The sequence below is a fragment of the Streptococcus symci genome, from assembly GCF_006385165.1.
GTDB classification, from domain to species: Bacteria; Bacillota; Bacilli; order Lactobacillales; family Streptococcaceae; genus Streptococcus; species Streptococcus symci.
The window spans coordinates 688,343-713,671 of sequence record NZ_VFJA01000001.1 but is presented as its reverse complement, the minus strand read 5'-3'; the positions used below and the strand labels follow the sequence as shown (position 1 = coordinate 713,671).

The window sequence follows — 25,329 nt, the reverse complement described above, 5'->3', positions numbered from 1 at the left end:
TTTACTTACCTCCTTTAACTTGTTTTTTCGGTTTGACAAAGCGTTCGATAAGGTAGTGAACACTGACAAAGAAGATAATAGACGCTGTTACAATGCTGACAAGCTCAGACGGTACCTGCGCCGCATTCATACCTGGGGCTCCAACTTGGAGAACACCAAACAGGAAGGCTGCAAAGAGAATACCAATTGGTGAGTTTGCTGCAAGTAGACTAACTGCCATACCGTTAAATCCGACAGCTAAGGATGATCCCTGAACATAAACATTCTGGAAGGTTCCCAGACCTTCAACAGCACCACCAAGACCTGCCAAGGCACCTGAAATAATCATTGATAGGATAATAGTCCGTTTTGAAGAAATACCAGCATATTCTGAAGCATGTGGATTAAGACCAACTGCACGAATTTCAAAACCAAGAGTTGTTTTCTTGAGCATAAACCAAATAACTGCAACCGCAATGATAGCAAAGAAAATACCAATATTCATCCGTGAATTCCCAGTCAACTCAGCCAACCAAGGGGTCTGGTAGGTTGCATTAGCTCCGACACGAATCGTCGAATCTGTACTTTGCATGAAATCTTTAGGAAAGGCATGGATAAAGGCATTTCCTACATACAAGACAATGTAGTTCATCATGATGGTTACAATAACCTCTGATGTCCCTAGATAGGCTCTAAGGATACCCGGAATCGCTCCGACAATCCCACCAGCAATCAAGGCAATCACGATGGTTGCTAGAATCATAAACGGACGTGGCATATCTGGATGCGACAAGGCAAACCAACCACTAAGAATCCAACCAGCCAAGGCCTGACCAGGAAGCCCTACGTTAAAGAAACCTGCTCGACTGGCAACGGCAAAACCAAGACCAATCAAGACCAATGGCCCCATAGCACGGAAGATTTCTCCAATTCCACGCAGGCTACCAAAGGCTGTATAGAACAATTCTTCATAGCCCCAAATAGCATCATAACCAAAGATCCACATGACAATGGCTCCGAGTAAAATTCCTAGGAATACAGAAATCAAGGGAACCGAAATTTGTTGTAATTTTTTAGACATCACTCTTCTCCTTTCCCAAGTTTCCACCAGCCATCAAGACACCAAGTTCTTGTTTATTGGTTGTTTCTGGTGATACAATACCTTGAATCTTACCATCGTGGATAACGGCAATACGGTCTGAAACGTTTAAAATCTCATCCAATTCAAAGCTGACAACAAGGACAGCCTTCCCGTTATCACGCTCTTCAATCAAGCGTTTGTGGATATATTCAATGGCACCGACATCCAACCCACGAGTTGGCTGGCTGACGATAAGGAGATCAGGATCTCGATCAATTTCACGAGCAATAATTGCTTTTTGTTGATTTCCTCCTGAGAGTGCAGCTGCAGGAACCAATTCACTGGCAGCACGAACATCAAACTCTTCCATTAGCTTTTTAGCATAAGAAGTAATATTTGAATAGTTCAAAATTCCATTTTTACTATGTGGTTCTTTATAGTAGGTTTGAAGGGCAATATTTTCAGAAATCATCATTTCCAAAATCAAGCCATCACGGTGGCGGTCTTCTGGAACGTGCCCAACACTTAGTTCTGTAATTTGTCGTGGGTGCAAGCCTACAATTGAATTTCCTTTTAGCTCAATGCTACCAGATTCAACCTTGCGAAGACCTGTAATTGCTTGAATCAGTTCAGACTGACCATTTCCATCAATCCCCGCAATACCAACAATCTCTCCAGCACGAACATCCAAGGACAGATTTTTCACAGCTGGGACACCGCGGTTTTCATTGACCACCAAGTCTTTAATAGACAAGACAACTTCTTTTGGTTGAGAGGCTTGCTTCTCTGTTTTAAAGGAAACAGAACGTCCTACCATCATTTCCGCCAAATCAGCATTGGTAGCCCCTGCGATTTCGACGGTTTCAATTGATTTCCCACGACGGATAACTGTAACGCGGTCAGAAACTGCGCGAATCTCGTCCAACTTGTGAGTAATCAAGATAATTGATTTTCCTTCTTTGACAAGATTTTTCAAAATAGCCATCAACTCATCAATTTCTGATGGAGTCAAAACGGCCGTTGGTTCGTCAAAGATAAGGATATCAGCCCCCCGATAAAGGGTTTTTAAAATTTCTACACGTTGTTGGGCTCCAACTGAGATGTCTGCCACCTTGGCAGAAGGGTCAACAGCTAAGCCATAACGTTCAGAAAGAGCCTTGATTTCTTTGCTAGCTCCAGCGATATCTAGCACACCATTTTTAGTCAATTCACTACCTAAAATGATGTTTTCGGCCACTGTGAAGGCTTCTACCAACATAAAGTGCTGGTGAACCATTCCAATTCCCAAGCTAGCTGCTTTAGATGGTGAGTCGAGGGTGACAACTTGACCGTTGACCGCAATTTCACCACTGGTTGGTTCAAGAAGCCCTGCTAGCATGTTCATGAGCGTGGACTTTCCAGCCCCATTTTCTCCTAAAAGTGCATGAATTTCACCTTTTCGTAGGTGCAGGTTGATTTTGTCGTTGGCAACAAATTCACCAAACACCTTGGTAATATCACGCATCTCAATGACATTTTCGTGTGCCATGTGCTCTTCCTTTCAGAGTCTTATTTTATTTCAATAAAACTTGCTAGTTTGTCTAGTAGCAAGCTTTACTGAGACAAAATGACTTTGTCTCAACTCTTAAAAAAGCGGCCGAGGGCCGCTTCCTAAGAAATGACTTCCATCCATTATTTTGCAGGAACTTTTACGCTTCCATCAAGGATTTTAGCTTTTGCATCTTCGACAGCTTTTTTACCTTCTTCTGAAAGGTTTGTTACTGCCAAGTCAACCCCTTTATCTTTCAATGAGTAAACGATCACTTGACCGCCAGGGAACTCACCTTTTTCTGCTTTGTTAGCAATATCTTTTACAGTTGTGCCAACTTGTTTCAAAGTAGATACAAGAACAAAGTTTGATTCTTTACCATCTTTAGAAGTGTATTTACCTTCTACTTCTTGGTCACGGTCAACACCGATAACCCAAACTTTTTCACTTTCAGAACGGCTTTCATTGAGTGATTTTGCTTCTGCAAAGACACCTGCACCTGTACCACCAGCTACTTGGTAAACAACGTCTGCACCAGCTGCATATTGTGCCGCTGCAATTGTTTTACCTTTGGCATTATCATTAAATGAACCAGCATAGTCAACTTGTACTTTTATAGATGAATCTACCGAGGCAACACCTGCCTTGAAACCAGCTTCAAAACGAGAGATAACTTCAGACTCCATACCACCTACAAAACCAACTTGTTTTGTCTTAGTTGTTTTAGCTGCTGCAACACCTGCGAGATAAGCAGATTCATTGTCAGCGAAAGTTACACTAGCAACATTCTTTTTATCTTTAATCACATCATCAATCAAAACATAGTTCAAATCAGTGTGCTCTTCTGCTGCATCTTTAACTGCATTGTGAAGGGCAAAACCAACACCGAAGATTAGGTTGTAGCTTCCAGCAGCTTGTTGCAAGTTGTTAGCGTAGTCAGCTTCACTTGTTGATTGGAAGTAAGTGAAACCTTTATCTTTTGAAAGATTGTGTTCTTTACCCCAGTCTTGCAAACCTTCCCAAGCTGATTGGTTGAATGATTTGTCATCAACACCACCAGTATCAGTGACGATAGCTGCTTTTGTCTTCACGTCAGAAGATGAAGCTGCGTTACGAGAAGAGCGGTTACCACATGCAGCAAGTCCAACTGCTGCCACTGCAACTAGACCAAGGCCTAGCCATTGTTTCTTGTTCATTACTGAACCTCCTAAATAAGATGTGCAACGATGTTGCAAGTATGGATTGGTTGGCCACAAGGACCGTGCCACTCAGAGAGCGACTCAGACTAATTTAAGTCTGTAAAAGAGTATGGAAGTAATTCCCCGACCGTCATCTCGACCGTCGATTTATCTTTTGCGACTAAGGTCACTTTTAGATCTTGTTCAAAAAATTCAGCCATCACTTGGCGACAAGCACCACATGGTGAAATTGGTTTTTCAGTCTGACCATAGACAATCAATTCTGAAAATTCTCTTTGGCCTTCAGAAACTGCTTTAAAAATCGCTGTACGTTCTCCACAGTTAGTCAAAGAATAACTAGCATTCTCGATATTGACACCTGTATAAATACTACCATCTTTTGCCACTAGAACAGCACTGACTGGAAAATGAGAATAGGGAACGTAGGCATGTTTGCTGGTTTCAATTGCCAGTTCAATCAACTCAGTAGTCGCCATCAGCCAATTCTCCTTTTAAAATGGCTACCCCAGCTGACGTTCCAATACGGGTTGCACCTGCTTCCACAAAGGCAAGAGCATCTGCATAAGAACGAGCTCCACCGGCAGCCTTGACTCCCATATCAGGTCCAACTGTTTCGCGCATTAATTTGACATCTGCTATTGTAGCACCACCTGTTGAAAAGCCAGTAGATGTTTTAACGAAATCAGCTCCTGCTTTTTGAGCTAATTGGCAAGCCACAACTTTTTCTTGGTCGGTCAGCAGGCAAGCTTCAATAATAACTTTCACTAACTTGTCACCACTTGCTTCCACTACTGCGCGAATATCATATTCAACCAAATCAAGATTACCCGATTTGAGAGTTCCAACATTGATCACCATATCAATCTCATCTGCACCATTTTGGATAGCTTCTTTGGTTTCAAAAGCTTTCACGGCCGAAGTTGTTGCTCCCAAAGGGAACCCTACTACTGTGCAGACCTTGACATCTGAGCCTTCAAGCCCTTTTTTAGCATGTTCAACCCAGGTCGGATTAACGCAAACACTGGCAAAATCATACTCTCTAGCCTCAGACAACAAACAATCAATTTGATTTTCTGTCGCATCTTGTTTTAAAAGCGTATGATCGATATATTTATTTAATTTCATATTCGGATTCTCCTGCGGTTTATGAGATAATTTCTATAATTTCTCGTAAACTTTGCACCCTGTCATTTATTTTAACATATTTTTGAAAATCTGTAACTAGCTGAGGAGAAATTTTTCCATTTGTGTATACTTTTGCAACAATTTCTCCCTTTTGAACGGAATCTCCAACTTTCTTTTCAAAAACAATTCCTGTTTCATAGTCCAAGGCATCAGACTTGACTGCACGGCCTGCCCCCAGTCTCATAGCATAAAGCCCAAATTCCATAGCTGGAAGAGCTGAAATGACACCCGTTTCCTGAGCAGGGATTTCCACCACATGAGCCACATTGACAGGACGATAGAGGTCTTCCAAGTCTCCACCTTGGGCTTGCACCATATCCTCAAACTTAGCCAGTGCTTGGCCATTTTCAAGATGTTGTCGAACTTCTTCAACTGTCTTGTTTACATTTGCCAGGCCAAGCATAATTTGAGCCAATTCACAGATGAAGTGGGTAATATCCTGGCGGCCTTGACCTTGTAAAATCTCCAGTGCTTCAAGGATCTCCAGACGATTTCCAATCGCTCGTCCCAATGGCTGACTCATATCCGTAATCACTGCTACCGTCTTCCGGCCAACAGCCTTACCAAGATCCACCATGGTTTGAGCCAATTCACGCGCCTCATCAACCGTCTTCATGAAGGCACCCTCACCGACAGTCACGTCTAGCAAAATAGCATCCGCCCCTGCCGCGATTTTCTTGCTCATCACCGAACTCGCAATCAAAGGAATCGTGTCGACAGTTGCTGTCACATCACGGAGAGCGTAGAGAAGCTTATCCGCTTTGACCAGCTGATCTGATTGCCCAATGACAGATACACCAATATCCTGCACTTGTGCAATGAAATCCTCTTGACTGCGCTCAACTTGATAGCCCTTAATGGACTCCAATTTATCGATTGTTCCACCCGTATGGCCGAGACCACGACCACTCATTTTTGCCACAGGCACACCAAAACTAGCAACAAGGGGAGCTAAAATCAAGGTTACCTTATCACCAACACCACCCGTAGAATGCTTGTCAACCTTAACTCCATCAATAGCGGATAAATCAAACTCTTGACCTGTCTTTACCATCTTCATGGTCAAATCAGAGATTTCTCGAGTTGTCATTCCTTTGAAATAAACAGCCATAGCAAAGGCAGACATCTGATAATCAGGAACCGTTCCTGACACATAGCCTTCAACTAGCCATTCAATTTCACTCGAAGTCAGTTCTTGCCCGTCTCGTTTTTTTTGGATTAAATCAACTGCTCTCATTCTTTCACACTTCTAAGGATGTAGTATCCCTTATCTTTTTTAACGACTTCACAATTGCCAAACACATCTTTCATCTTGGACTTGGCACTTGGAGCCCCTTGTTTCTTCTGGATAACGATTGTTAAATCTCCACCAATTTCCAAGAAATCTTTACTTTTCTCAATGATTTCATGAACCACTTGCTTTCCTGCACGGATAGGAGGATTGGAAATGACATGGTCAAATTGGCCCTCAACTTGTTCATAGATGTTGGACTGGAAAATCGTCGCTGCTACTTTATTTCGTTCAGCATTTTGTCGCGCCAAATCCAAGGCACGATTATTAATATCAACCATGGTCGCCTGAACTCCATAAGCCTTAGCCAAAGACAAGCCCAAAGGCCCGTAACCACAGCCTACATCAAGGACAGTTTCTCCTTCATCGACCTCTAGACACTTGAGCAAGAGTTGACTTCCAAAGTCAATCATTTTCTTGCTAAAAATACCCGCATCCGTCAAAAAGGTCATTTTTTGTCCCAACAACTCTACTCTCAACTCATGAATGTCGTGAGCAGCGTCAGGATTTTCTGCATAATACATTTTACTCATGAAACTATTTTACCATAATTTGACTCAAATTGTAAATCGTTTACAAATTGATAATAAAACGAAAAAGACTGAAGAAAGCTAGTCAAGAAGACCTTTTCTTCAATCTCTTTCAACACTTATAAATAATAAGCCATTTAGAACTAAAAATATCATAATCAGGATAAAACAACAAATTTATCATCTATAATTAGGCTCATTTTTATGACTATTACTTAACCTTCAAATACTTTATTATCAACAAAATTCCCAACAGGATATTTAGATAAAAGCCCAACTGATACGTTTTTGTCAGGATTTCCAAACTTGTCCAAAGTCGTATCAAATCTTCTAGTGACATGCGGAATAAATAACCCTCTGTAGCAATCCATAGGACTAAAAAGACATAACTACCAGCAGCAAGCCATTTCGCCCACCGTTTTTTTAGGAAGAAAGCAAGCAAGAGCGAACTGATAAAGAAAACTGTTATAATGGCATGTTCCATCAAAAAAGTAAAACCGTAATAGATTTCCACAAAACGTCTACCATTATCCGCATTCGCCCCTTTTAAAAAAGGTAGTGCAAAACTTAAAATAAAACAAAGTTCCAATATGTAATGTTTTAAGATTTTCATAGTACACCTCCTATAAGTTGTAACCCTCAAAGCCCCCTTTATTAGCTTATAAGTCAGGATAAAACAGCTCCTACTTCATCAATAAATTGGTCAACCTCTATCTACCTCTATTATACGATATTGGCTTACCATCATCAAGAAACCGCTTTATTTTTTTAGCTTTTTATGGTATGATAAACAAAATATCTAGGGGAAAACAAATGACCAACGAATTTTTACATTTTGAAAAAATCTGCCGCCAGACTTGGCAATCTTTACATCGAAAGACGACACCTCCTTTGACAGAAGAGGAATTAGAATCCATCAAGAGTTTTAATGATCAGATTAGCCTGCAGGATGTTACCGATGTCTATCTTCCCCTAGCCCATCTCATCCAGATTTACAAACGGACCAAGGATGATTTGGCCTTCTCAAAAGGGATTTTCCTTCAACGCGAAAGCAAATCCCAGCCTTTTATCATTGGAGTTTCTGGGAGCGTTGCCGTTGGAAAATCCACAACCAGCCGACTACTTCAAATCCTACTGTCCCGTACGCTTACAGATGCTACGGTTGAGTTGGTAACAACTGATGGCTTTCTCTATCCCAACCAGACCTTGATTGAGCAAGGGATTTTAAATCGTAAGGGATTTCCTGAAAGCTATGATATGGAAGCTCTTCTCAACTTCTTGGACCACATCAAAAATGGACAAGATGTAGATATTCCTGTCTATTCTCATGAAGTCTACGACATCGTACCCGAGGAAAAGCAAAGCGTCAAAGCTGCTGATTTTGTCATTGTTGAGGGAATAAATGTCTTTCAAAATCCACAAAACGAGCGTCTCTACATTACTGACTTCTTTGACTTTTCCATCTATGTTGATGCTGCAGTCGATGACATCGAGAGTTGGTATCTGGACCGTTTCTTGAAAATGCTGAGCCTAGCCCAAAACGACCCTGATAGCTACTATTATCGTTTTACTCAAATGCCGATTGGGGAAGTGGAAGCCTTTGCCCATCAGGTCTGGACTAGTATCAATCTCACAAATCTACAAAATTATATTGAACCAACTAGAAATCGTGCAGAAGTAATTCTTCATAAAACAAAGAACCATGAAATCGATGAAATTTACTTAAAAAAATAATTTTCCCTTGTCAAAACGTAAGTTTTCAGATATAATGGTATAGTTAGTAAATATGGAGGTAAGAACATTGGCAAACATTAAATCAGCTATCAAACGCGCTGAATTGAACGTTAAACAAAACGAAAAGAACTCAGCTCAAAAATCAGCTATGCGTACTGCTATCAAAGCTTTCGAAGCAAACCCATCTGAAGAACTTTTCCGTGCTGCTAGCTCAGCTATCGATAAAGCAGAAACTAAAGGTTTGATTCACAAAAACAAAGCAAGCCGCGACAAAGCTCGTCTTTCAGCTAAACTTGCTAAATAAGAAACAGTCCATAGAGGCTGTTTTTTTGTCCTCAAATAGGAAAAGGTAGAAAATGAAAATCGCAATTATTGGATATTCTGGTGCTGGTAAGTCAACTCTAGCTGAAAAGTTGTCTCACTACTACTCCGTCCCAAAACTTCACATGGACACACTCCAATTTCAACCTGGTTGGCAAGACAGCGATCGCGAATGGATGTTGACCGAGATGAAAAACTTTCTCTATAGTCATTCTGACTGGATTATTGATGGCAACTACTCTTGGTGTTTCTATGAGGAAAGAATGAAAGAAGCTGACCAAATCATCTTTCTCAACTTTTCACCATGGACTTGTCTCTTTCGAGCCTTTAAACGTTATCTCACATATCGAGGTAAGGTCAGAGAAAGTATGGCAGCTGGTTGTCAAGAACAATTTAATTGGGAGTTTATCAGATGGATTCTCTGGGATGGGCGGAGCAAATCCGCTAAAGAACGCTACAAGTGGATTCAAGAAACCTATCCAGATAAAGTTGTTATCCTTAGGTCTCAAAAGGAGATAGATTACTTTATAAAGACTCACGAAAACAAGAAGAAAAACCAACGTGGATAATGTTAGTACTATTTGGAAGACAAATCCCCTTTTTGGGGGCTATTTTTCCAAAATATTTTCTTCATTATTTACCAATCTATCCTATCTAAAACTCTGAATTCTATAGAAATGAAAAGGGACATTCACTGTCCCTTTTATCAATTTTTAAATTTTGAATATACAATAATCACAATCGCTAGGCCTCAAATCCTCTTTACTCATTTGGAACAAGTATAAGGGAAGACGGGTATTATATTTCGCTTTAATAAATAATAGGCAATGAAATGAGTATTATAACCTTAATCTGAAAAAATAAAGGTTTCAGCTACTAAAAATGTGCAAGAAAAGCTTGATTTCATAAACTTTACCAGCTTCGTTGCTATAACCTCGTCCCCAGTCATACCTAGCCCCAAGTAATTTCCAATTGATAGCTGGCAAAGGGATGTCCCTCTTGATTTTGTAGTTGATAGTCTAAATGAATCTTTTGCCCATCAACTTCATAACGACTGGTTTGGATAATAAACTCTTGCATGCCCATGGGTGTAGGAATATAGGCCAAACTATCACTATCCTTTAGAAAGCGCATAATGGTCTTGGGATTGGAAAATCGGCTCATCACCAGTTCTTGACCATGAAATTTAATCACTACTTTTTCCTTTTCCTCATTATAGAAAAGCAGGTAGCTATAATCTCCCTTTTCATGCACTTCTACATCATAGAGTTGGTCAACCACTTCCAACTGTTCATCAAACTGAATCGTATTTCGCATCCGAATCTTCACATCAGGTCCTCTTTCTTGTCTCTTGTCCTACTATTTTACCAAAAACTCTAGCTTTTTGCTATAATGGTCATATGAACGAAAAAGTATTCCGTGACCCAGTTCACAACTACATCCATGTCAATAATCAAATCATCTATGACTTGATTAATACAAAAGAATTTCAGCGTTTGCGTCGTATCAAACAACTGGGAACTTCCAGTTATACCTTCCACGGTGGAGAACACAGTCGCTTCTCTCACTGTCTTGGAGTCTATGAGATTGCTCGTCGCATCACAGAGATTTTTGAAGAAAAATATCCTGAGGAATGGGATCCTGCTGAGTCTCTCTTAACCATGACCGCTGCTCTCCTACATGACCTTGGGCATGGTGCCTACTCGCATACTTTTGAAAATCTCTTTGATACAGATCATGAGGCGATTACTCAAGAGATTATCCAAAGTCCTGAGACAGAGATTCACCAAGTCCTGCTACAAGTCGCGCCAGATTTTCCAGAAAAGGTAGCCAGTGTCATTGACCATACCTATCCTAACAAGCAGGTCGTGCAACTCATTTCCAGTCAGATTGATGCGGACCGTATGGACTATCTCTTGCGCGACTCCTATTTTACAGGAGCATCCTATGGAGAATTTGACCTAACTCGCATCCTCCGAGTCATTCGTCCCGTCGAAAATGGTATCGCCTTTCAGCACAATGGCATGCATGCCATCGAAGACTATGTCCTCAGCCGTTACCAGATGTATATGCAGGTTTATTTTCACCCAGCAACACGCGCTATGGAAGTTCTCCTACAGAATCTCCTCAAGCGCGCCAAGGAACTCTATCCTGAGGACAAGGACTTCTTTGCACGAACATCTCCACACCTCCTGCCATTCTTTGAAAAAAATGTGACCTTGTCTGACTATATAGCTCTGGATGATGGTGTGATGAATACCTACTTCCAGCTCTGGATGACCAGTCCTGACAAGATTCTCGCAGACTTGTCGCAACGTTTTGTCAACCGCAAGGTCTTTAAATCCATTACCTTTTCACAAGAAGATCAAGACCAACTCGCTAGCATGAGAAAATTGGTTGAAGATATCGGCTTTGATCCAGACTACTACACTGCCATTCATAAGAATTTTGACCTCCCTTATGATATCTATCGTCCCGAATCTGAAAATCCACGGACACAGATTGAGATTCTACAAAAAAATGGAGAACTGGCCGAACTTTCTAGCCTATCTCCTATCGTCCAATCCCTTGCTGGCAGTCGCCACGGAGATAATCGTTTCTATTTTCCAAAAGAAATGTTGGACCAAAACAGTATCTTCGCAAGTATCACTCAGCAATTTTTACACTTGATTGAGAACGATCATTTTACCCCAAATAAAAACTAGAAGAGGAAATTTATGAGTATTAAACTAATCGCCGTCGATATCGACGGAACCTTAGTCAACAGCAAAAAGGAAATCACTCCTGAAGTCTTTTCTGCCATCCAAGATGCCAAAGAAGCTGGTGTGAAAGTCGTGATTGCAACTGGCCGCCCTATCGCAGGTGTTGCTAAACTTCTGGACGACTTGCAGTTGAGAGACGAGGGTGACTATGTTGTGACCTTTAATGGTGCCCTTGTCCAAGAAACTGCTACAGGACATGAGATTATTAGCGAATCCTTGACCTATGAGGATTATCTAGATATGGAATTTCTCAGTCGCAAGCTCGGTGTCCACATGCATGCCATTACCAAGGACGGTATCTATACTGCCAATCGCAATATCGGAAAATACACAGTGCACGAATCAACCCTCGTCAGCATGCCTATTTTCTACCGCACTCCTGAAGAAATGGCTGACAAAGAAATCGTCAAGTGTATGTTCATCGATGAGCCAGAAATTCTCGATGCTGCGATTGAAAAAATTCCAGCAGAATTTTACGAACGCTACTCTATCAACAAATCTGCTCCTTTCTACCTCGAACTCCTTAAAAAGAATGTAGACAAGGGTTCAGCTATTACTCACTTAGCTGAAAAACTCGGATTGACCAAAGATGAAACAATGGCTATCGGTGACGAAGAAAATGACCGCGCCATGCTGGAAGTCGTGGGTAATCCAGTTGTCATGGAAAATGGAAATCCAGAAATCAAAAAAATCGCCAAATACATCACCAAAACAAATGACGAATCTGGCGTTGCCCATGCTATCCGTACATGGGTACTGTAAAAGAGAAATAGATAAAAACCGCTCAACTGAGCGGGTTTTTAATGCCTAGTTAGTTATTGCTTTCTTCTTGAACATAATTACAGTTTCACCGAGCCAATTATAACAATATTTCTATATACTTTGGTCATTTTTTAGTCAATGTATCCACTTTCTTTTTTAATCTCTATCTTGCTTAAAAATCTAGTAAATTCATACTCCTAACCAATAAGTTCCTGCAATACTTGAACTTAAGTTTCAAAAATCTACTGTATATTTCAGATTGTGCCATCTTGCCAACACCAATATATGAATTCTTTTCAACAAAAGACATTAAGCATATCTATAACCTCATGCGATTGATATTATTTCCTAAAAAATAGAGTAACTCAGGAAACTGAACTACTCTATTAGTTTTTTTCAATAATTAAATTTATTGTTCAACACGATATAGAACCTGAGGATCATTTAATCGATCTAGTTTAATTCCAATAGAAATTCTATCTTTACTATTATCATTATTCTTTGCACCATCAACTTGAACACCTGCAGGTACAATTAAAAGTTCTTGTCCAGTTTGATTAGGTGAATCTCCCTCTAAGTGTACCAAAATAGTATCTGGTAAAACATCAACAGAAACAATCTTTATTCCTTTTGAAGGTGCCCAATCAAAATAGACAGTCCCTTTTTCGTCAATTTCAATACCAGATTTATTTGTATCTGATTTTGGAGACCATTTTCCTACCAAAGAAGAATATTTTCCTTTTGAAATTTCACTCATATCTAATTTAGTAGTTTTTGCAGTTTGTTTCTCTAAATCATGTGACGCATGATAATAGGCAATCTTATGCATCACATCATAAATTCTATCATAATTAGAGTCAGTTCCTTCATATTCGATACCCTTAGGTATGAATCTAAATCCATTAAATGAATCTCTTCCATCTCTATATTCAAGTGTCCCCGGCAAAAATCCATCTGATATTTCTCTAAAAAGAAAACGACCACTTAAAGTAACATCCCAGTTATATATCATGAATTCTTTAACTGTTAGACTTTTTTCCTTGTGTACATCATTACCATTGATTGCAATTAAACCATCATTATCAAAAGCAATACTTTCTTTCTTATCTCCATTAATCCATAATCCTTTTACACTCTTATAATTTCCTTCTGATAATTCTTTAAGGTTCATAGTTACAAGGTTATTAACATCGAAAGTTCTCCAGTTAGCTTTTGACAAAAGCTCATCAGAAATTTTTAAACTTGATTTTTCTATTTTTTTAACAGAACCAAACTTGACTTCATATACAGCTAAAATATCATACTTATTTTTACCGTCCTTAAATGCTATATACAATTCCTCTTTACTATCTCCGTTACTATCAATTTTAGCGTATGATGGCTGTCGACTTGGTTGTTTTATAAGTAATTTATAGTCTTCACCATCACTTTTGGTACTCAATGCATTTTGATACTGCTCAATGACAGCCTCATATTTTTCTGAATATGTTGAATACATCATTTTGTTGTAGTTAGTTTTTAAAATTGGGAAGAACAGAATAAAAATAGTTAATAAAATCAAACTAATTCTTATTAGTTTACGTACTTTTTTATTTGGAACTTTGTTCCTATAATTATATAAAATTTTATCAACAAAATTCATAGTGATTTCTTCACTTTCCATTGCTGAATGAATTTCGTCTATGTTCGGTTTCCTATCATTAATCTCCTCAAAATAAGCTATCCATTCTTTTTTTAACATTAATCTTCTCCTAATTTATTACTCATTTTTCTTATCAGATATGCCATCTCTTGTTCACGTCTATCACTTTTATTTGTACTAATCGCAAGAAGCAATAAAACCAACCACCCTATAATTGTAGGACCTATAAAAATATTAAATATAAAAATCAAATACTTCCAATTCGTATGACTGATTAATGTAGGAACTAAATTAATTAAAGACAAAAATACAGAAATAAAAACTAAACCAAATAATGCAGGTGCCCCTACTTCACCATTAGAAACTGCTCTCGAGCTATCTAATATTATTATCCATAGTATAAAAAATAAAAATGAGTTAATTAATATAAGGAAGATATTTAACCACATACCATGCTTTTGTAATTGAAATTCTTCTAAAGAATGACTATCATTACTATCTTTTAATGTCTTTTGATTCATTCTAAATAAAAAAAATTCTACCTTATTTTGAAAGTTACTATCAGAATTTTCTGTACCATTTTTAATATTACTTAATCTGTCTTGATTTGTATTGCTCTGATATTCATTCTCAGTTGTAAATAAACCGTTCTTTTTTGCCTCAGAAAATTCAGCTGGAGTTGGTTTTCTATCATTTAAAGATTCAAATTCCTTTATCCATTCCTTGCTATTCATAAATAACCTCCATTATAGACAATCTAATATATCTTTTTATATCATATTATATCATATCATATCATATCATATCATTATCTTACATATTCGTATATAAATAAGATAGTGTTTACACATAATTATTGACAGTATCAATTTAGTCATGATTTGGTCAAAAATACTAAATTATTTTTAAAAATGAAATTGTTGAAAAAGCCATTAAATAAACACTTTGAATATTCTTTGTATTTGTTTACATTTCTAAAAATGCCCCCTGCAGGAATCGAACCTGCAACTACTCCTTAGGAGGGAGTTGTTATATCCATTGAACTAAGGGAGCTAGATAAAAACTCTGCTGAAGAAGCAGAGTTTTTTAGTCGAATTAACGACGGATTTCTTTGATACGAGCTGCTTTACCTTGAAGTGCACGCAAGTAGTACAATTTCGCACGACGTACTTTACCGTAACGAACAACTTCGATCTTTTCAACACGTGGAGTGTGGATTGGGAAGATACGCTCAACACCTACACCGTTAGAGATTTTACGAACTGTGTAGTTTTCTGAGATGCCAGCACCTTTACGTGCGATAACAACACCTTCAAAAATCTGGATACGTTCACGGTTACCTTCGACAACTTTCGCGTGTACACGAACAGTGTCACCAGGACGGAATGATGGGATATCTGTACGAAGTTGACCTTCAGTCAAGCTTTGGATTAATGGATTCATTTTATTCTCCTATCTTTGTCAATCTTGAGGAATCTTCCTCAGCGGATAAACTGTATTTTTGTGCGTCCATTACACACAAGATACAGTTTACCAAATTTCCACAAAAAAGTAAAGAAATTTATAGCAGAATTCCTAAAAAAATCGCAACCAAACCACCTAGGTAGGTTAAGGCTAGGTAGCTATAAAATACCTTCTTATCACTTAACAGTCTTTGGAGTTCGTCATTCAAGGTAGAGAAGGTTGTTAAACCTCCACAAAAACCCGTCGCTAAAATAGCATAGACTTCCTTAGACTCCACATGATTGTAGAATAATCCAATCAAAAAACAACCTAGAAGATTGGCTATGAGCGTTCCAACTGGCAATTTAGAAGCTTGATTATAGTGGGAAAAGAAATACCGTACTAGGGCTCCTAAGCCACAAGCAATTGCAAGATAGACGATTACCATTTCTTCCTCCCTAAATAGTAAGCTAAAAGCAGTCCTCCACCGATGCTCAAAAGCAAATACAGGACTAAACTAAGATAACGCCCTGTATCAAGCAGTTTCACAGCATCAAGCATGAGACTAGAAAAGGTTGTTAAACCTCCGCAAAAACCTGTACCCAGTGCTAAAATAATACCTTTACTGGTCCCCTTATAGACCAGATAGCCCTTGACAAGATACACCAGGCAGAAAATTCCCAGATAGTTGACAAAGAGAGTGCCCCAAGGAAAGTCTGGACTGGCTGGTAACCAAGTGGAAACTAGGTAGCGGACAAGTCCACCCAACATAGCAGCTAGAAAAATCCCTAGCGGATAAAATGGTTCTTTTTTCATTTGATATTTTGATCCTGATAATCACGCGAACGTTTGAGTATGTCCGAAAATGTTGCGACAATAGTCTCCTGATAGCGCTTGTCCTCTACACGATTTCTGACCTTTTCAAAAATAACTGCTTCTCTCTTGGTATCTAAAATCGGTTTACCAGAAGCTTTCTTATAGGCAACTACACTCTCAACCAATTGCATTCTTTCTTCTAACAGTTTGACAATTTGGTCGTCGATTTGATCAATTTCTTGACGAATACTATCTAAATCCATACAGTCTCCTCCTTTATTTGAATTATTGTATCAAAAAGCCATCAAATAGGCTAGTAAAATCCCAACTCACGATAAGAAAAATACACTGATTGATTGTATCAGCGCACTTTTATGTTTATCCTACTTTAGCAGCCAATTCTTCTGCGAATTGTTCCAAGCGTTCAATATCTTCTTCCTCGGCAGAAAGATCAACTTTAACACACTCTGAACCTTTTTCTGCCCCTGTCGCTACAAAAACGCGGTCAAAGTCATCAACAGCCTTACAGAATTCATCATAGAAGGTATCTCCTGAGCCGACCACTCCGTAGATTTTGCCATTCAAGTTGAGATCTGCTAGGTCTTCGTAGAAGTCCATCATCTCATCTGGCAATTCACCATCACCATAAGTATAGGTCGCAACGATAGCGATGTCTGCTTCCAAAAAGTCTGAAGCGTCAACAGTTGTACATTCATCAACATCGACATCCAAGCCCAAGTCACGTAATTTGTCTGCTACAATATCTGCAATTTCTTCGGTATTACCGGTAATACTGGCAAATACAATTTTTGCTAATGCCATATCGTCCTCCTCAATTTATCTTTCTCCATTATATCACATCTTTTTCATTTTAAAAATAAAAATTCTTGTGCTACAATGAAATGAGAAAGAATTGAGGTTATTTATGGACATTTGCCATCAAATTTTAGAAAAAATTAAAGAATACGACACGATTATCATTCATCGTCATATGAAACCAGACCCTGATGCCTTGGGAAGTCAAGTGGGCTTGAAAGCTCTTCTCAAACATCATTTCCCAGAAAAAACTATCAAAGCCGTAGGTTATGATGAACCAACTCTAACTTGGATGGCTGAAATGGATCTTGTTGAAGATAGTGTCTACCAAGGGGCACTTGTTATCGTCTGTGATACGGCTAATACTGCTCGTATCGATGATAAGCGCTATAGTCAAGGTGATTTTCTCATTAAGATTGACCACCATCCAAATGATGATGTATACGGTGACCTATCTTGGGTGGATACTAGTTCAAGCAGCGCTAGTGAGATGATTACCCTATTTGCCCAAACAACCCAACTGGCCTTGTCAGACCGCGCTGCTGAGTTGCTCTTTGCAGGAATTATTGGTGATACAGGTCGCTTCCTCTACCCTTCTACCACTGCACGGACCCTTAGCCTAGCTGCTTATCTGAGAGAACATAACTTTGACTTTGCAGCTCTCACTCGCAAAATGGACACTATGAGTTACAAAATTGCAAAACTTCAAGGCTACATTTACGACCATCTGGAAGTGGATGAAAACGGTGCAGCGCGCGTTATCCTGAGTCAAGAAATCTTGAAACAATACAATGTCACCGATGCTGAAACTGCAGCCATTGTCGGAGCTCCTGGACGCATTGACAGTGTGAGTCTCTGGGGAATTTTTGTAGAACAGGCTGATGGCCACTACCGTGTTCGCTTACGCAGTAAAATCCATCCTATCAATGAAATTGCCAAGGAGCATGATGGTGGAGGCCACCCCCTAGCAAGTGGTGCTAATTCCTATAGCATAGAGGAAAACGAAATCATCTACCAAAAGTTAAAAAACTTGCTTAAAAACTGATAAAATACTTGCCAAACTTTTCAGAATCTGATAGACTAGTATGGTAACAATCTATGGCTCGCAAAGAGACCATGGCAGAAAGGAAATATTGCAAAATGAAAAAAGATATCCATCCAGAATATCGCCCAGTTGTCTTCATGGACACAACTACTGGTTACCAATTCCTTAGCGGTTCAACAAAACGCTCTAACGAAACAGTTGAGTTCGAAGGCGAAACTTACCCATTGATCCGTGTGGAAATTTCATCAGACTCACACCCATTCTACACTGGACGTCAAAAGTTCACTCAAGCAGATGGACGCGTGGATCGTTTCAACAAAAAATACGGTCTCAAATAATCAACCGCATTTATTGCTTAAAAACGTTGATACAAAGCCTTTTCCAAGAAATTGGAATTGGCTTTTTTTGTTTTTAGTACCGTTTTTGGTACCGTCTTGGAAAACTAACCTTTTGCACTATCCAGGTAATCTACAAATTTTGTGATAGCTTTCTTCTCCCCTACTACTGTAGAATGGCTATAAGTATCCAAGGTCAACTGACTACTTGCATGCCCTAACCTTTTGGCTGCGTTAACAGGATCTACACACGTTTCAATCATCAAGATAGCATGAGTATGTCTGAAGCCATGAGGAGTTATATTCTTCAAGTCATTTTTCCTGATAATGGGCTATTGATAGTGCGGCAGCTGACAACCAACTGTCCTGTTAGGTACTGCATAGCGAGGGTTTCAATCATCATTTTTTCAATTTTTGTCCAGAGAAAATCTCTTGTGAATAGGCAATTAGAAGGCGTGGAAGTGACAATCTTCAAAGGTATTCACTACTTTTTCAATAGTAAAAACGAGATGGTCTTGTGGCAAGAAAGAACTGATTTCTAGTGATAAAGTTGTTTGATTTGTGTTATAATGAATATGCATGGGATAGCCTTTCTAAATGGTTTATTGAGCAATTCTATTTTACCAAGACTATCAAAAAGCAACGGCAAATCCGTTGCTTTTTTGAAAATAAGAGACTATTGTCCCAGTCTCTTTTTCTTGATTAAAATCTATATCTAGTATATAATCAATCTATAACGTATAGATTGGAGATATATCATGGCTATAACATTATCAAAACAATACAATTTTAAACTGAATGAAGCTACTATGGAACAAGCTCGAAATATTATCAAGGAAAAGGGAATGACAATGACAGATGCTATTTCTTTATTTGTGGAGCAAATAGTCCTGGAGCAAGATTTGCCTATTAAGACGGCCGAAGATCTACATAGAGAACAGTTGATTAAGGAATTACAAGCCCAATCTGAACGTGCCTTGAGAGAATACGAGGCAGGTGAAGGTACTTCTCTAAACAATATGAGGGTACGCTATGGCTTATAACGTGATTTCTTCAAAAGAGGTCGAGGAAGCTATCGACAATATACACGACTATATAGCTACGGTACTTCTATCACCTCAATCTGCCAAAAATACTATGGCTAAAATTTTAGACAGCTTAAAAAGTTTAGAAATTTTTCCTGAAGCAGGTTTTGACGCTGATGAGAAAATCGGAATAAAAATTAACAGCAAGTATTCAACACGAGGAAAAATTATTGACCAATATGTTTTGCTTTACTTCATCGATCAAAAACGAAACACTGTTTTTTTATCTCACTTATTCCACACTAAAAGTGACTATGTTACTTTGCTACAAAAAGACAATAACAAACAGCTCAACTGATTGAGACAACTTTCATTATTTTATAAGCTCCGAAATTTTAATTTTTGGCTCCGTCTTATTTTAACAATGCTGTATATATAATATTTTACAGCTACATCCCCTTTAGAAACGTTGATTTAATGAGGATTTAAACACTATAGAGTATATCTTTGTAAAATTGGAATAAATCAATCAAGGAGAAGTCAAATATCACAAACACCTAAGTTAATAAAAATTATTGTTGACATTCTCTCTTATTTATACTAAACTATGGATAAGGATAGGATGATGTCGGGTGACTGGTAACAGTTTGCTCAAAGGTACTTGTTTTAGGTACAGGTTAGGTACTGCCTTCAGCTTTATGCTGTAAAGAACCCGCTCCACCACTGGTCCTATTCGTTTTACTCTTGGATTATATTCAAGAGTTTTTTCTTGTCAAAAAAAATCTCAAACACCTGAGACATCTTTCTTTATTTTATAAGCTCCGAAACCTTAATTTTTGGCTCCGTCTTGGTTTAACAATACTGTATATATATAATATTTTACAGCTACATCCCCTTTAGAAACGTTGATTTAATAACTATTTAAACACTATAGAGTATATATATTTAAAATACAGTCTCAAATAATGATAAAAGAAAGCTTCGGCTGTTCTTTTTTACTTCTTTTCATGAGTCAACCACTACTATTATTTCTTTATCAATCTTCAAGATGATGCCGAGACCTGATTTAAATAGATTTAAAAAATGTCGAAAAGAAGCTTGACATTGGGAAAGGTCAAGATGATTGAAACTACATAGCCTAGGATTGTGTTCCACTTGACATTGGTAAATTCTCCCATCACTGACTTCTTAGAGGTCCGATAGATTAAGGGGAAGATTGAAAACGGAAGAGCGATGGAAAGAAAGACCTGTGAATAGACCAACAACTGATCCAAGGTTCTTTCTTGATGTCCAAACAAGACAGCGACTATGATCACAGGGAGCAAGGCAAAAATCCGTGTTCCGACACGAATAACCCACTGTGGTAATTTCATATGTAAGAAACCTTCCATAACGATCTGTCCAGTCAAAGTACCTGTAATAGTAGAATTTTGGCCACTTGCTAAGAGAGCCAGAGCAAATAAAGTTGACAGAGTTGAGCTGGCTATCGCTCCTGCTATTGTCGAATCCTGTAAAGCATTGTACATTTGGGAGAATGCCGAAATTTCAGATGCATGACCAAAAAAGAGAGATGCCCCTAAAATAAGAAGCAAGGAATTGACAATAAAGGCTAGGGACAACTGAAGATTTGAGTCCCAGGTCATAAAACGAACAGCTTTTCAAATATCTTTCTTATCCTTATGGTTGATTTTCCTTATTTGGGGTAAGGATGAATGAAGATAGAGATTATGGGGCCTGACTGTCGCTCCTACAATCCCTAAAGCCAAGGTCAATTGACCCTCATGTCCTGGCAGGGGACTTTCAAATAAAGTCGAAGTCGGCAAATAACCACCAAAGATCCTCTGCATACTCGGATTAGATAAAGCCACCAGATAAGAAAAGAGGTTAAGATAAGGGTTGTAACAATAGCTTCAATCTTCTTAAAGCCAAATTTCATCAACAAAAGCAAAAAAATACATCTAAAACGGTTAGTAGGATAGCGACCTTTATCGGTTTTTTAAACAAAAGATTTAAGGAAATCGCTGAACCAAAAACCTCATCCAAGTCTGTCACCATTAAAACTAATTCTAAAATCACCCATAGACTATAGCGGAACCACTTGGGGCCATGATGAGCTGTTGCCTGCGCTAAATCCATCCTAGTCACGATACCGAGCTTTCCAGCCATTTGTTGTAACTGCATGGAGATAATGGATGAAATCAAAATAACAAATAGGAGACTATGCTTGTAGGAAGCGCCACCAATAACACTGGTAATCCAGTTCTCAGGCCCCATATAACCAACTGCTACAAGAGCTCCAGGACCTAAAAATTCTTTCAGATTCTACCAAAATGATTGTTATTCGGAGGTTCAATAGATTGATTGATCTCAGAAAGAGAGACCTTTTGGTAAGAAGACATCGGAATATTCACTTCCTAATCTTATCTTTACATATTTACTTAATGGAGTTTTTGAGAAAATGATGAAAATAGTTTACTATTTCTAATTTAGTCTTATTACATCACATTTTGGAATGATTCTTCAGGAAAGCATGATAGTTGAAATAAGCAACACCAGTATTGCAAAAGCCAGCGTCAGAAAACGCTGGCTTTAAAACTGTGAAAAATTTTCTCAACTAGATTGCTTCTGTGACAAAACTACGGCTTTCCAATACTTTGAGCATGGCGTTAGCTGTATCTAGGGCTGTGAAGAGGGGCACTCCGTGTTCAATAGCTGAACGGCGAATTTGCTCTCCATCTTCGTCAGCAGTTCGTTTTGTTCCAACTGTATTAATGATAGCTTGAATTCTTCCTTTGCGAACAAAACTTGGAATATCCTTATCGTCATCACCAATCTTACCAACAGGTTGGGCTTGCAATCCATGACTGGCAAAGAAGGCTGCTGTTCCTTCTGTCGCGAGGATTCCATAGCCAATATTTTGGAAACGACGAGCCAAGTCCAAGGCTTCTTCTTTGGCATCATCAGCGATGGTAAATACAACGTTACCAAAAGTTGGCAAGTGTAAGTAAGAAGCTTCAAAAGCCTTATAGAGAGCTTTTTCTAAAGTCGTATCAGAACCCATAACTTCACCTGTTGACTTCATTTCAGGACCGAGCAAACTGTCTACCTTAGCTAGTTTTGTGAAGGAGAAGACAGGTGCCTTGATATGAACGCGGGTGCTTTCAGGGTAAAGTCCATCTTCGTAACCAAGTTCTTCAAGTTTTTGACCAAGAATGAGCTTAGTAGCTACCTGAGCCATAGGAATATTAGTTACTTTTGAAAGGAAAGGTACCGTACGGCTGGCACGTGGATTGACCTCAATAACGTAGACTTTTTCATCCTTGATGACAAACTGAATGTTCATCATTCCAAGACAGTTAAGACCGATTGCTAGGCGTTTAGTATAGTCTGCGATTGTTTCTTGCACCTTTTGCGACAAGGTTTGTGGAGGGTATACGGCCATTGAGTCACCTGAGTGAACTCCTGCACGTTCGATATGCTCCATGATACCAGGGATAAGGACATTTTCTCCGTCTGAAATGGCATCAACTTCGCACTCTTGCCCAACGATATAAGAGTCGACAAGAACTGGGTGGTCTGGACTAGCCTTAACAGCAGTTCGCATGTAAGAACGAAGGTCTTCTTCGTTTTCAACGATTTCCATGGCACGTCCACCAAGTACATAAGATGGGCGGACAAGAACTGGGAAGCCAATCTTGCGAGCTGAAAGAACTGCTTCTTCTTCATTGGTAGCCGTTTGTCCTGGTGGCTGTGGAATATCCAAGTCTTTAAGAGCTTGCTCGAAGAGGTCACGGTCTTCAGCACGGTCTAGGTCAGCGACCTGTGTACCAAGGATGGTCACACCTGCTTTTGCCAATGGCTCTGCAAGGTTGATAGCTGTTTGACCACCAAACTGAACGATAACGCCTTTTGGTTGCTCCAAATCGATAACATTCATGACATCTTCAAAAGTTAATGGCTCAAAGTAGAGCTTATCAGATACCGAGAAGTCTGTTGAAACAGTCTCAGGGTTTGAGTTCATGATAATAGCTTCGTAACCAGCAGCCTGAATAGCCTTAACAGAGTGAACAGTTGCGTAGTCAAACTCAACACCTTGACCTATACGGATTGGACCAGAACCTAGAACAAGTACAGATTCTTTATCAGATCTGATAGATTCATTTTCCCAACCATAGGTTGAATAGAAGTATGGTGTTTCAGAGTCAAACTCTGCCGCACAAGTATCTACCATCTTGTAGACTGGGACAATCTTGTTTTCCAAACGAAGCTGACGAACTTGGTCAGCTGTAGTATTCCAGAGTTCAGCAATCTTACGGTCTGAAAATCCATTCAATTTTGCAGTTTTCAAAACTTCAAAATCTTGTGGATGGGCACCCAACTCCTGCTCAATTTCAAAGATATGTAGGAGTTTATCAAGATAGAAGATATCAATCTTAGTCAATTCAGCAATTTCTTCTGGTGTGTAGCCGCGACGAATGGCTTCTGATACGTAGAAGAGACGGTCATCCTGGGCTTTGACTACTTTTTCAATCAAGGAATCATCAGAAACTGCTGCAAGTTCAGGCATTTCATTGTGATGCACCCCAATTTCTAGAGAGCGACAAGCCTTAAGGAGAGATTCCTCGATGTTCCGACCGATTGCCATGACTTCTCCAGTGGCCTTCATCTGAGTACCAAGACGGCGCTCACCCTTTTCAAACTTGTCAAATGGGAAACGTGGAATCTTAGCAACAACGTAGTCAAGGGCAGGCTCAAACATGGCATAGGTTGAACCTGTAACTGGGTTGATAACTTCATCCAAGGTCAAACCTACTGCAATCTTTGCAGCCAACTTAGCAATTGGGTAACCTGTAGCCTTAGAAGCAAGGGCTGAAGAACGCGACACACGAGGGTTTACTTCGATGACATAGTACTTGAAGCTGTGTGGATCAAGGGCTAGCTGAACGTTACATCCACCTTCAATCTTGAGGGCACGAATGATGCTCAAGCTCGCGTCACGTAGCATTTGGTTTTCATAGTCTGACATGGTTTGCGCAGGGGCAAATACAATGGAATCCCCTGTGTGAATCCCGACTGGGTCAAAGTTTTCCATGTTACAAACAACCAAAGCATTGTCTGCTGAGTCACGCATCACTTCGTATTCGATTTCCTTGAAACCGGCAATAGAACGCTCAATCAAACATTGGGTAACAGGTGACAATTTCAAACCATTTTCAGCGATTTCACGCAATTCTTCCTCGTTGGCACACATACCACCACCAGTACCACCAAGCGTAAAGGCTGGACGAACGATGACTGGGTAACCAATTGTCGCTGCAAAGGCAACTGCTTCTTCGACAGTGTTAACAATTTCAGATTCTGGAATTGGTTGGTTGAGCTCTTCCATCAATTGTTTAAAGAGATCACGGTCCTCGGCTTGGTCAATGGCAGATAATTTAGTACCCAGAAGTTCAACACCAAGCTCATCGAGGATACCATTTTTAGACAATTCCATGGCCATATTAAGACCAGTTTGTCCACCAAGGGTTGGCAGCAAGGCGTCGGGACGCTCCTTACGGAGAATACGTGTCACAAACTCAAGTGTAATTGGTTCGATGTAAACCTTATCTGCAATCTCCTTGTCTGTCATGATAGTCGCAGGGTTTGAGTTAACCAAAACAACCTCATAACCTTCCTCTTTCAAAGACAAGCAAGCCTGGGTCCCAGCGTAGTCAAACTCAGCAGCCTGACCAATAATAATCGGACCAGAACCAATCACCATAATTTTTTGAATATCAGTACGTTTAGGCATAGTTTATGATACAAAGCCCGTAAAGAACACAGTGAAAATAGGAA

At 39.3% G+C, this 25,329-nt stretch carries 26 protein-coding genes, 1 tRNA gene and 3 pseudogenes; 9 read left to right on the top strand and 21 right to left on the bottom strand.

Annotated elements, in window-relative coordinates:
* Window position 1: 1 nt before the first annotated feature.
* The 8 genes from FJN11_RS03420 to FJN11_RS03385 all read right to left on the bottom strand — a co-directional run bounded on the left by FJN11_RS03420 (window position 2) and on the right by FJN11_RS03385 (window position 7,406).
* Entirely contained in the window at window positions 2-1,060 is a 1,059-nt protein-coding gene (locus FJN11_RS03420) for an ABC transporter permease (protein WP_140224064.1), read from the bottom strand.
* A complete protein-coding gene (locus tag FJN11_RS03415) occupies window positions 1,053-2,588 on the bottom strand; it encodes an ABC transporter ATP-binding protein (protein WP_140224063.1) in 1,536 nt (511 codons plus the stop codon). The genes FJN11_RS03420 and FJN11_RS03415 overlap by 8 nt, the downstream gene beginning before the upstream one ends.
* A 143-nt stretch (window positions 2,589-2,731) precedes the next feature.
* Window positions 2,732-3,784, bottom strand: coding sequence for a BMP family lipoprotein (locus FJN11_RS03410; RefSeq protein WP_049491547.1), 1,053 nt, complete (start codon window positions 3,782-3,784; stop codon window positions 2,732-2,734).
* Window positions 3,785-3,873: 89 nt separating this feature from the next.
* On the bottom strand, window positions 3,874-4,263 hold the full coding sequence (locus FJN11_RS03405; RefSeq protein ID WP_140224062.1) for a cytidine deaminase: 390 nt from the start codon (window positions 4,261-4,263) through the stop codon (window positions 3,874-3,876).
* A complete protein-coding gene (gene deoC, locus FJN11_RS03400) occupies window positions 4,250-4,912 on the bottom strand; it encodes a deoxyribose-phosphate aldolase (protein ID WP_140224061.1) in 663 nt (220 codons plus the stop codon). Before deoC ends, FJN11_RS03405 begins: the two co-directional genes overlap by 14 nt.
* A 19-nt stretch (window positions 4,913-4,931) precedes the next feature.
* On the bottom strand, window positions 4,932-6,209 hold the full coding sequence (locus FJN11_RS03395; RefSeq protein WP_140224060.1) for a pyrimidine-nucleoside phosphorylase: 1,278 nt from the start codon (window positions 6,207-6,209) through the stop codon (window positions 4,932-4,934).
* Complete coding sequence (locus tag FJN11_RS03390; protein WP_140224059.1) at window positions 6,206-6,796, bottom strand: class I SAM-dependent methyltransferase; 591 nt, start codon at window positions 6,794-6,796, stop codon at window positions 6,206-6,208. The genes FJN11_RS03395 and FJN11_RS03390 overlap by 4 nt, the downstream gene beginning before the upstream one ends.
* Window positions 6,797-7,004: 208 nt before the next feature.
* On the bottom strand, window positions 7,005-7,406 hold the full coding sequence (locus FJN11_RS03385) for a hypothetical protein (RefSeq protein ID WP_140224058.1): 402 nt from the start codon (window positions 7,404-7,406) through the stop codon (window positions 7,005-7,007).
* Between the two features lie 200 nt (window positions 7,407-7,606).
* Here FJN11_RS03385 and coaA point away from each other — a divergent pair, with 200 nt between their 5' ends.
* The 3 genes from coaA (at window position 7,607) to FJN11_RS03370 (ending at window position 9,417) form a co-directional block, all read left to right on the top strand.
* Window positions 7,607-8,527, top strand: a complete 921-nt coding sequence (gene coaA / locus FJN11_RS03380; RefSeq protein WP_140224057.1) for a type I pantothenate kinase — start codon at window positions 7,607-7,609, stop codon at window positions 8,525-8,527.
* A gap of 67 nt (window positions 8,528-8,594) precedes the next feature.
* Window positions 8,595-8,831: a 30S ribosomal protein S20 gene (gene rpsT, locus FJN11_RS03375; protein WP_001274000.1), complete on the top strand. Its 237-nt coding sequence runs from the start codon at window positions 8,595-8,597 to the stop codon at window positions 8,829-8,831.
* Between the two features lie 52 nt (window positions 8,832-8,883).
* On the top strand, window positions 8,884-9,417 hold the full coding sequence (locus tag FJN11_RS03370; RefSeq protein WP_140224056.1) for a DNA topology modulation protein: 534 nt from the start codon (window positions 8,884-8,886) through the stop codon (window positions 9,415-9,417).
* 382 nt (window positions 9,418-9,799) lie between these two features.
* On the opposite strand, the gene FJN11_RS03365 is transcribed toward FJN11_RS03370, so the two are convergent.
* The gene (locus FJN11_RS03365) at window positions 9,800-10,177 is read right to left on the bottom strand and encodes a YwiB family protein (RefSeq protein WP_140224055.1); all 378 of its coding nucleotides are present in this window, start codon (window positions 10,175-10,177) and stop codon (window positions 9,800-9,802) included.
* 71 nt (window positions 10,178-10,248) lie between these two features.
* On the opposite strand from FJN11_RS03365, the gene FJN11_RS03360 reads away from it, so the two are divergent.
* Window positions 10,249-11,553 (top strand): HD domain-containing protein, encoded by a 1,305-nt coding sequence (locus tag FJN11_RS03360; RefSeq protein WP_140224054.1) that lies wholly within the window; start codon window positions 10,249-10,251, stop codon window positions 11,551-11,553.
* A 12-nt stretch (window positions 11,554-11,565) separates the two neighbouring features.
* Complete coding sequence (yidA, locus tag FJN11_RS03355) at window positions 11,566-12,372, top strand: sugar-phosphatase (RefSeq protein WP_140224053.1); 807 nt, start codon at window positions 11,566-11,568, stop codon at window positions 12,370-12,372.
* 409 nt (window positions 12,373-12,781) lie between these two features.
* On the opposite strand, the gene FJN11_RS03350 is transcribed toward yidA, so the two are convergent.
* The 8 genes from FJN11_RS03350 to FJN11_RS03315 all read right to left on the bottom strand — a co-directional run bounded on the left by FJN11_RS03350 (window position 12,782) and on the right by FJN11_RS03315 (window position 17,095).
* On the bottom strand, window positions 12,782-14,113 hold the full coding sequence (locus FJN11_RS03350; protein ID WP_140224052.1) for a hypothetical protein: 1,332 nt from the start codon (window positions 14,111-14,113) through the stop codon (window positions 12,782-12,784).
* Window positions 14,113-14,748 carry a hypothetical protein gene (locus FJN11_RS03345; protein ID WP_140224051.1) on the bottom strand — a complete coding sequence of 212 codons (636 nt, stop codon included), beginning with the start codon at window positions 14,746-14,748 and terminating at the stop codon, window positions 14,113-14,115. The genes FJN11_RS03350 and FJN11_RS03345 overlap by 1 nt, the downstream gene beginning before the upstream one ends.
* A 247-nt stretch (window positions 14,749-14,995) precedes the next feature.
* A tRNA-Arg gene (locus tag FJN11_RS03340) sits at window positions 14,996-15,067 on the bottom strand.
* 42 nt (window positions 15,068-15,109) lie between these two features.
* Window positions 15,110-15,457 (bottom strand): 50S ribosomal protein L19, encoded by a 348-nt coding sequence (gene rplS, locus FJN11_RS03335; RefSeq protein WP_001068669.1) that lies wholly within the window; start codon window positions 15,455-15,457, stop codon window positions 15,110-15,112.
* A 118-nt stretch (window positions 15,458-15,575) separates the two neighbouring features.
* Window positions 15,576-15,905, bottom strand: coding sequence for a fluoride efflux transporter CrcB (crcB, locus tag FJN11_RS03330; protein ID WP_140224050.1), 330 nt, complete (start codon window positions 15,903-15,905; stop codon window positions 15,576-15,578).
* Window positions 15,899-16,273 carry a fluoride efflux transporter CrcB gene (gene crcB / locus FJN11_RS03325; protein ID WP_140224049.1) on the bottom strand — a complete coding sequence of 125 codons (375 nt, stop codon included), beginning with the start codon at window positions 16,271-16,273 and terminating at the stop codon, window positions 15,899-15,901. The genes crcB (FJN11_RS03330) and crcB (FJN11_RS03325) overlap by 7 nt, the downstream gene beginning before the upstream one ends.
* Window positions 16,270-16,536, bottom strand: a complete 267-nt coding sequence (locus FJN11_RS03320) for a chorismate mutase (RefSeq protein ID WP_140224048.1) — start codon at window positions 16,534-16,536, stop codon at window positions 16,270-16,272. Before FJN11_RS03320 ends, crcB (FJN11_RS03325) begins: the two co-directional genes overlap by 4 nt.
* 115 nt (window positions 16,537-16,651) lie before the next feature.
* Window positions 16,652-17,095, bottom strand: coding sequence for a flavodoxin (locus tag FJN11_RS03315; protein ID WP_140224047.1), 444 nt, complete (start codon window positions 17,093-17,095; stop codon window positions 16,652-16,654).
* Window positions 17,096-17,198: 103 nt separating this feature from the next.
* Between FJN11_RS03315 and FJN11_RS03310 the strand changes: the two genes are divergently transcribed.
* Together FJN11_RS03310 and FJN11_RS03305 are read left to right on the top strand one after the other, a co-directional pair.
* Window positions 17,199-18,134, top strand: coding sequence for a DHH family phosphoesterase (locus FJN11_RS03310; protein ID WP_140224046.1), 936 nt, complete (start codon window positions 17,199-17,201; stop codon window positions 18,132-18,134).
* Between the two features lie 95 nt (window positions 18,135-18,229).
* Entirely contained in the window at window positions 18,230-18,472 is a 243-nt protein-coding gene (locus FJN11_RS03305) for a type B 50S ribosomal protein L31 (protein ID WP_000710764.1), read from the top strand.
* Between the two features lie 104 nt (window positions 18,473-18,576).
* On the opposite strand, the pseudogene FJN11_RS03300 reads toward FJN11_RS03305, so the two are convergent.
* Both FJN11_RS03300 and FJN11_RS10975 read right to left on the bottom strand, forming a co-directional pair.
* A pseudogene (locus FJN11_RS03300) lies at window positions 18,577-18,798 on the bottom strand (tyrosine-type recombinase/integrase); the annotation flags it as partial.
* A gap of 5 nt (window positions 18,799-18,803) precedes the next feature.
* Window positions 18,804-19,050, bottom strand: a pseudogene (locus tag FJN11_RS10975) (transposase); the annotation flags it as partial.
* Window positions 19,051-19,227: 177 nt separating this feature from the next.
* Between FJN11_RS10975 and relB the strand changes: the two are divergent.
* Complete coding sequence (relB, locus tag FJN11_RS03295; protein WP_049487667.1) at window positions 19,228-19,512, top strand: type II toxin-antitoxin system RelB/ParD family antitoxin; 285 nt, start codon at window positions 19,228-19,230, stop codon at window positions 19,510-19,512.
* Window positions 19,502-19,852 carry a type II toxin-antitoxin system RelE/ParE family toxin gene (locus tag FJN11_RS03290; protein ID WP_140224045.1) on the top strand — a complete coding sequence of 117 codons (351 nt, stop codon included), beginning with the start codon at window positions 19,502-19,504 and terminating at the stop codon, window positions 19,850-19,852. The genes relB and FJN11_RS03290 overlap by 11 nt, the downstream gene beginning before the upstream one ends.
* Window positions 19,853-20,570: 718 nt before the next feature.
* Here FJN11_RS03290 and FJN11_RS03285 read toward each other — a convergent pair.
* Window positions 20,571-21,893: pseudogene (locus FJN11_RS03285) on the bottom strand (Nramp family divalent metal transporter).
* A gap of 215 nt (window positions 21,894-22,108) precedes the next feature.
* Window positions 22,109-25,285, bottom strand: coding sequence for a carbamoyl-phosphate synthase large subunit (gene carB / locus FJN11_RS03280; protein WP_049552109.1), 3,177 nt, complete (start codon window positions 25,283-25,285; stop codon window positions 22,109-22,111).
* Between the last annotated feature and the right edge of the window lie 44 nt (window positions 25,286-25,329).

Excerpts from the sequence above, each read along its gene's own strand:
- FJN11_RS03420 (WP_140224064.1), bottom strand. The coding sequence starts at position 1,060 with ATGTCTAAAAAATTACAACAAATTTCGGTTCCCTTGATTTCTGTATTC.
- FJN11_RS03415 (WP_140224063.1), bottom strand. The coding sequence starts at position 2,588 with ATGGCACACGAAAATGTCATTGAGATGCGTGATATTACCAAGGTGTTT.
- FJN11_RS03410 (WP_049491547.1), bottom strand. The coding sequence starts at position 3,784 with ATGAACAAGAAACAATGGCTAGGCCTTGGTCTAGTTGCAGTGGCAGCA.
- FJN11_RS03405 (WP_140224062.1), bottom strand. The coding sequence starts at position 4,263 with ATGGCGACTACTGAGTTGATTGAACTGGCAATTGAAACCAGCAAACAT.
- deoC (WP_140224061.1), bottom strand. The coding sequence starts at position 4,912 with ATGAAATTAAATAAATATATCGATCATACGCTTTTAAAACAAGATGCG.
- FJN11_RS03395 (WP_140224060.1), bottom strand. The coding sequence starts at position 6,209 with ATGAGAGCAGTTGATTTAATCCAAAAAAAACGAGACGGGCAAGAACTG.
- FJN11_RS03390 (WP_140224059.1), bottom strand. The coding sequence starts at position 6,796 with ATGAGTAAAATGTATTATGCAGAAAATCCTGACGCTGCTCACGACATT.
- FJN11_RS03385 (WP_140224058.1), bottom strand. The coding sequence starts at position 7,406 with ATGAAAATCTTAAAACATTACATATTGGAACTTTGTTTTATTTTAAGT.
- coaA (WP_140224057.1), top strand. The coding sequence starts at position 7,607 with ATGACCAACGAATTTTTACATTTTGAAAAAATCTGCCGCCAGACTTGG.
- FJN11_RS03370 (WP_140224056.1), top strand. The coding sequence starts at position 8,884 with ATGAAAATCGCAATTATTGGATATTCTGGTGCTGGTAAGTCAACTCTA.
- FJN11_RS03360 (WP_140224054.1), top strand. The coding sequence starts at position 10,249 with ATGAACGAAAAAGTATTCCGTGACCCAGTTCACAACTACATCCATGTC.
- yidA (WP_140224053.1), top strand. The coding sequence starts at position 11,566 with ATGAGTATTAAACTAATCGCCGTCGATATCGACGGAACCTTAGTCAAC.
- FJN11_RS03350 (WP_140224052.1), bottom strand. The coding sequence starts at position 14,113 with ATGTTAAAAAAAGAATGGATAGCTTATTTTGAGGAGATTAATGATAGG.
- FJN11_RS03345 (WP_140224051.1), bottom strand. The coding sequence starts at position 14,748 with ATGAATAGCAAGGAATGGATAAAGGAATTTGAATCTTTAAATGATAGA.
- rplS (WP_001068669.1), bottom strand. The coding sequence starts at position 15,457 with ATGAATCCATTAATCCAAAGCTTGACTGAAGGTCAACTTCGTACAGAT.
- crcB (WP_140224050.1), bottom strand. The coding sequence starts at position 15,905 with ATGGTAATCGTCTATCTTGCAATTGCTTGTGGCTTAGGAGCCCTAGTA.
- crcB (WP_140224049.1), bottom strand. The coding sequence starts at position 16,273 with ATGAAAAAAGAACCATTTTATCCGCTAGGGATTTTTCTAGCTGCTATG.
- FJN11_RS03320 (WP_140224048.1), bottom strand. The coding sequence starts at position 16,536 with ATGGATTTAGATAGTATTCGTCAAGAAATTGATCAAATCGACGACCAA.
- FJN11_RS03315 (WP_140224047.1), bottom strand. The coding sequence starts at position 17,095 with ATGGCATTAGCAAAAATTGTATTTGCCAGTATTACCGGTAATACCGAA.
- FJN11_RS03310 (WP_140224046.1), top strand. The coding sequence starts at position 17,199 with ATGGACATTTGCCATCAAATTTTAGAAAAAATTAAAGAATACGACACG.
- FJN11_RS03305 (WP_000710764.1), top strand. The coding sequence starts at position 18,230 with ATGAAAAAAGATATCCATCCAGAATATCGCCCAGTTGTCTTCATGGAC.
- relB (WP_049487667.1), top strand. The coding sequence starts at position 19,228 with ATGGCTATAACATTATCAAAACAATACAATTTTAAACTGAATGAAGCT.
- FJN11_RS03290 (WP_140224045.1), top strand. The coding sequence starts at position 19,502 with ATGGCTTATAACGTGATTTCTTCAAAAGAGGTCGAGGAAGCTATCGAC.
- carB (WP_049552109.1), bottom strand. The coding sequence starts at position 25,285 with ATGCCTAAACGTACTGATATTCAAAAAATTATGGTGATTGGTTCTGGT.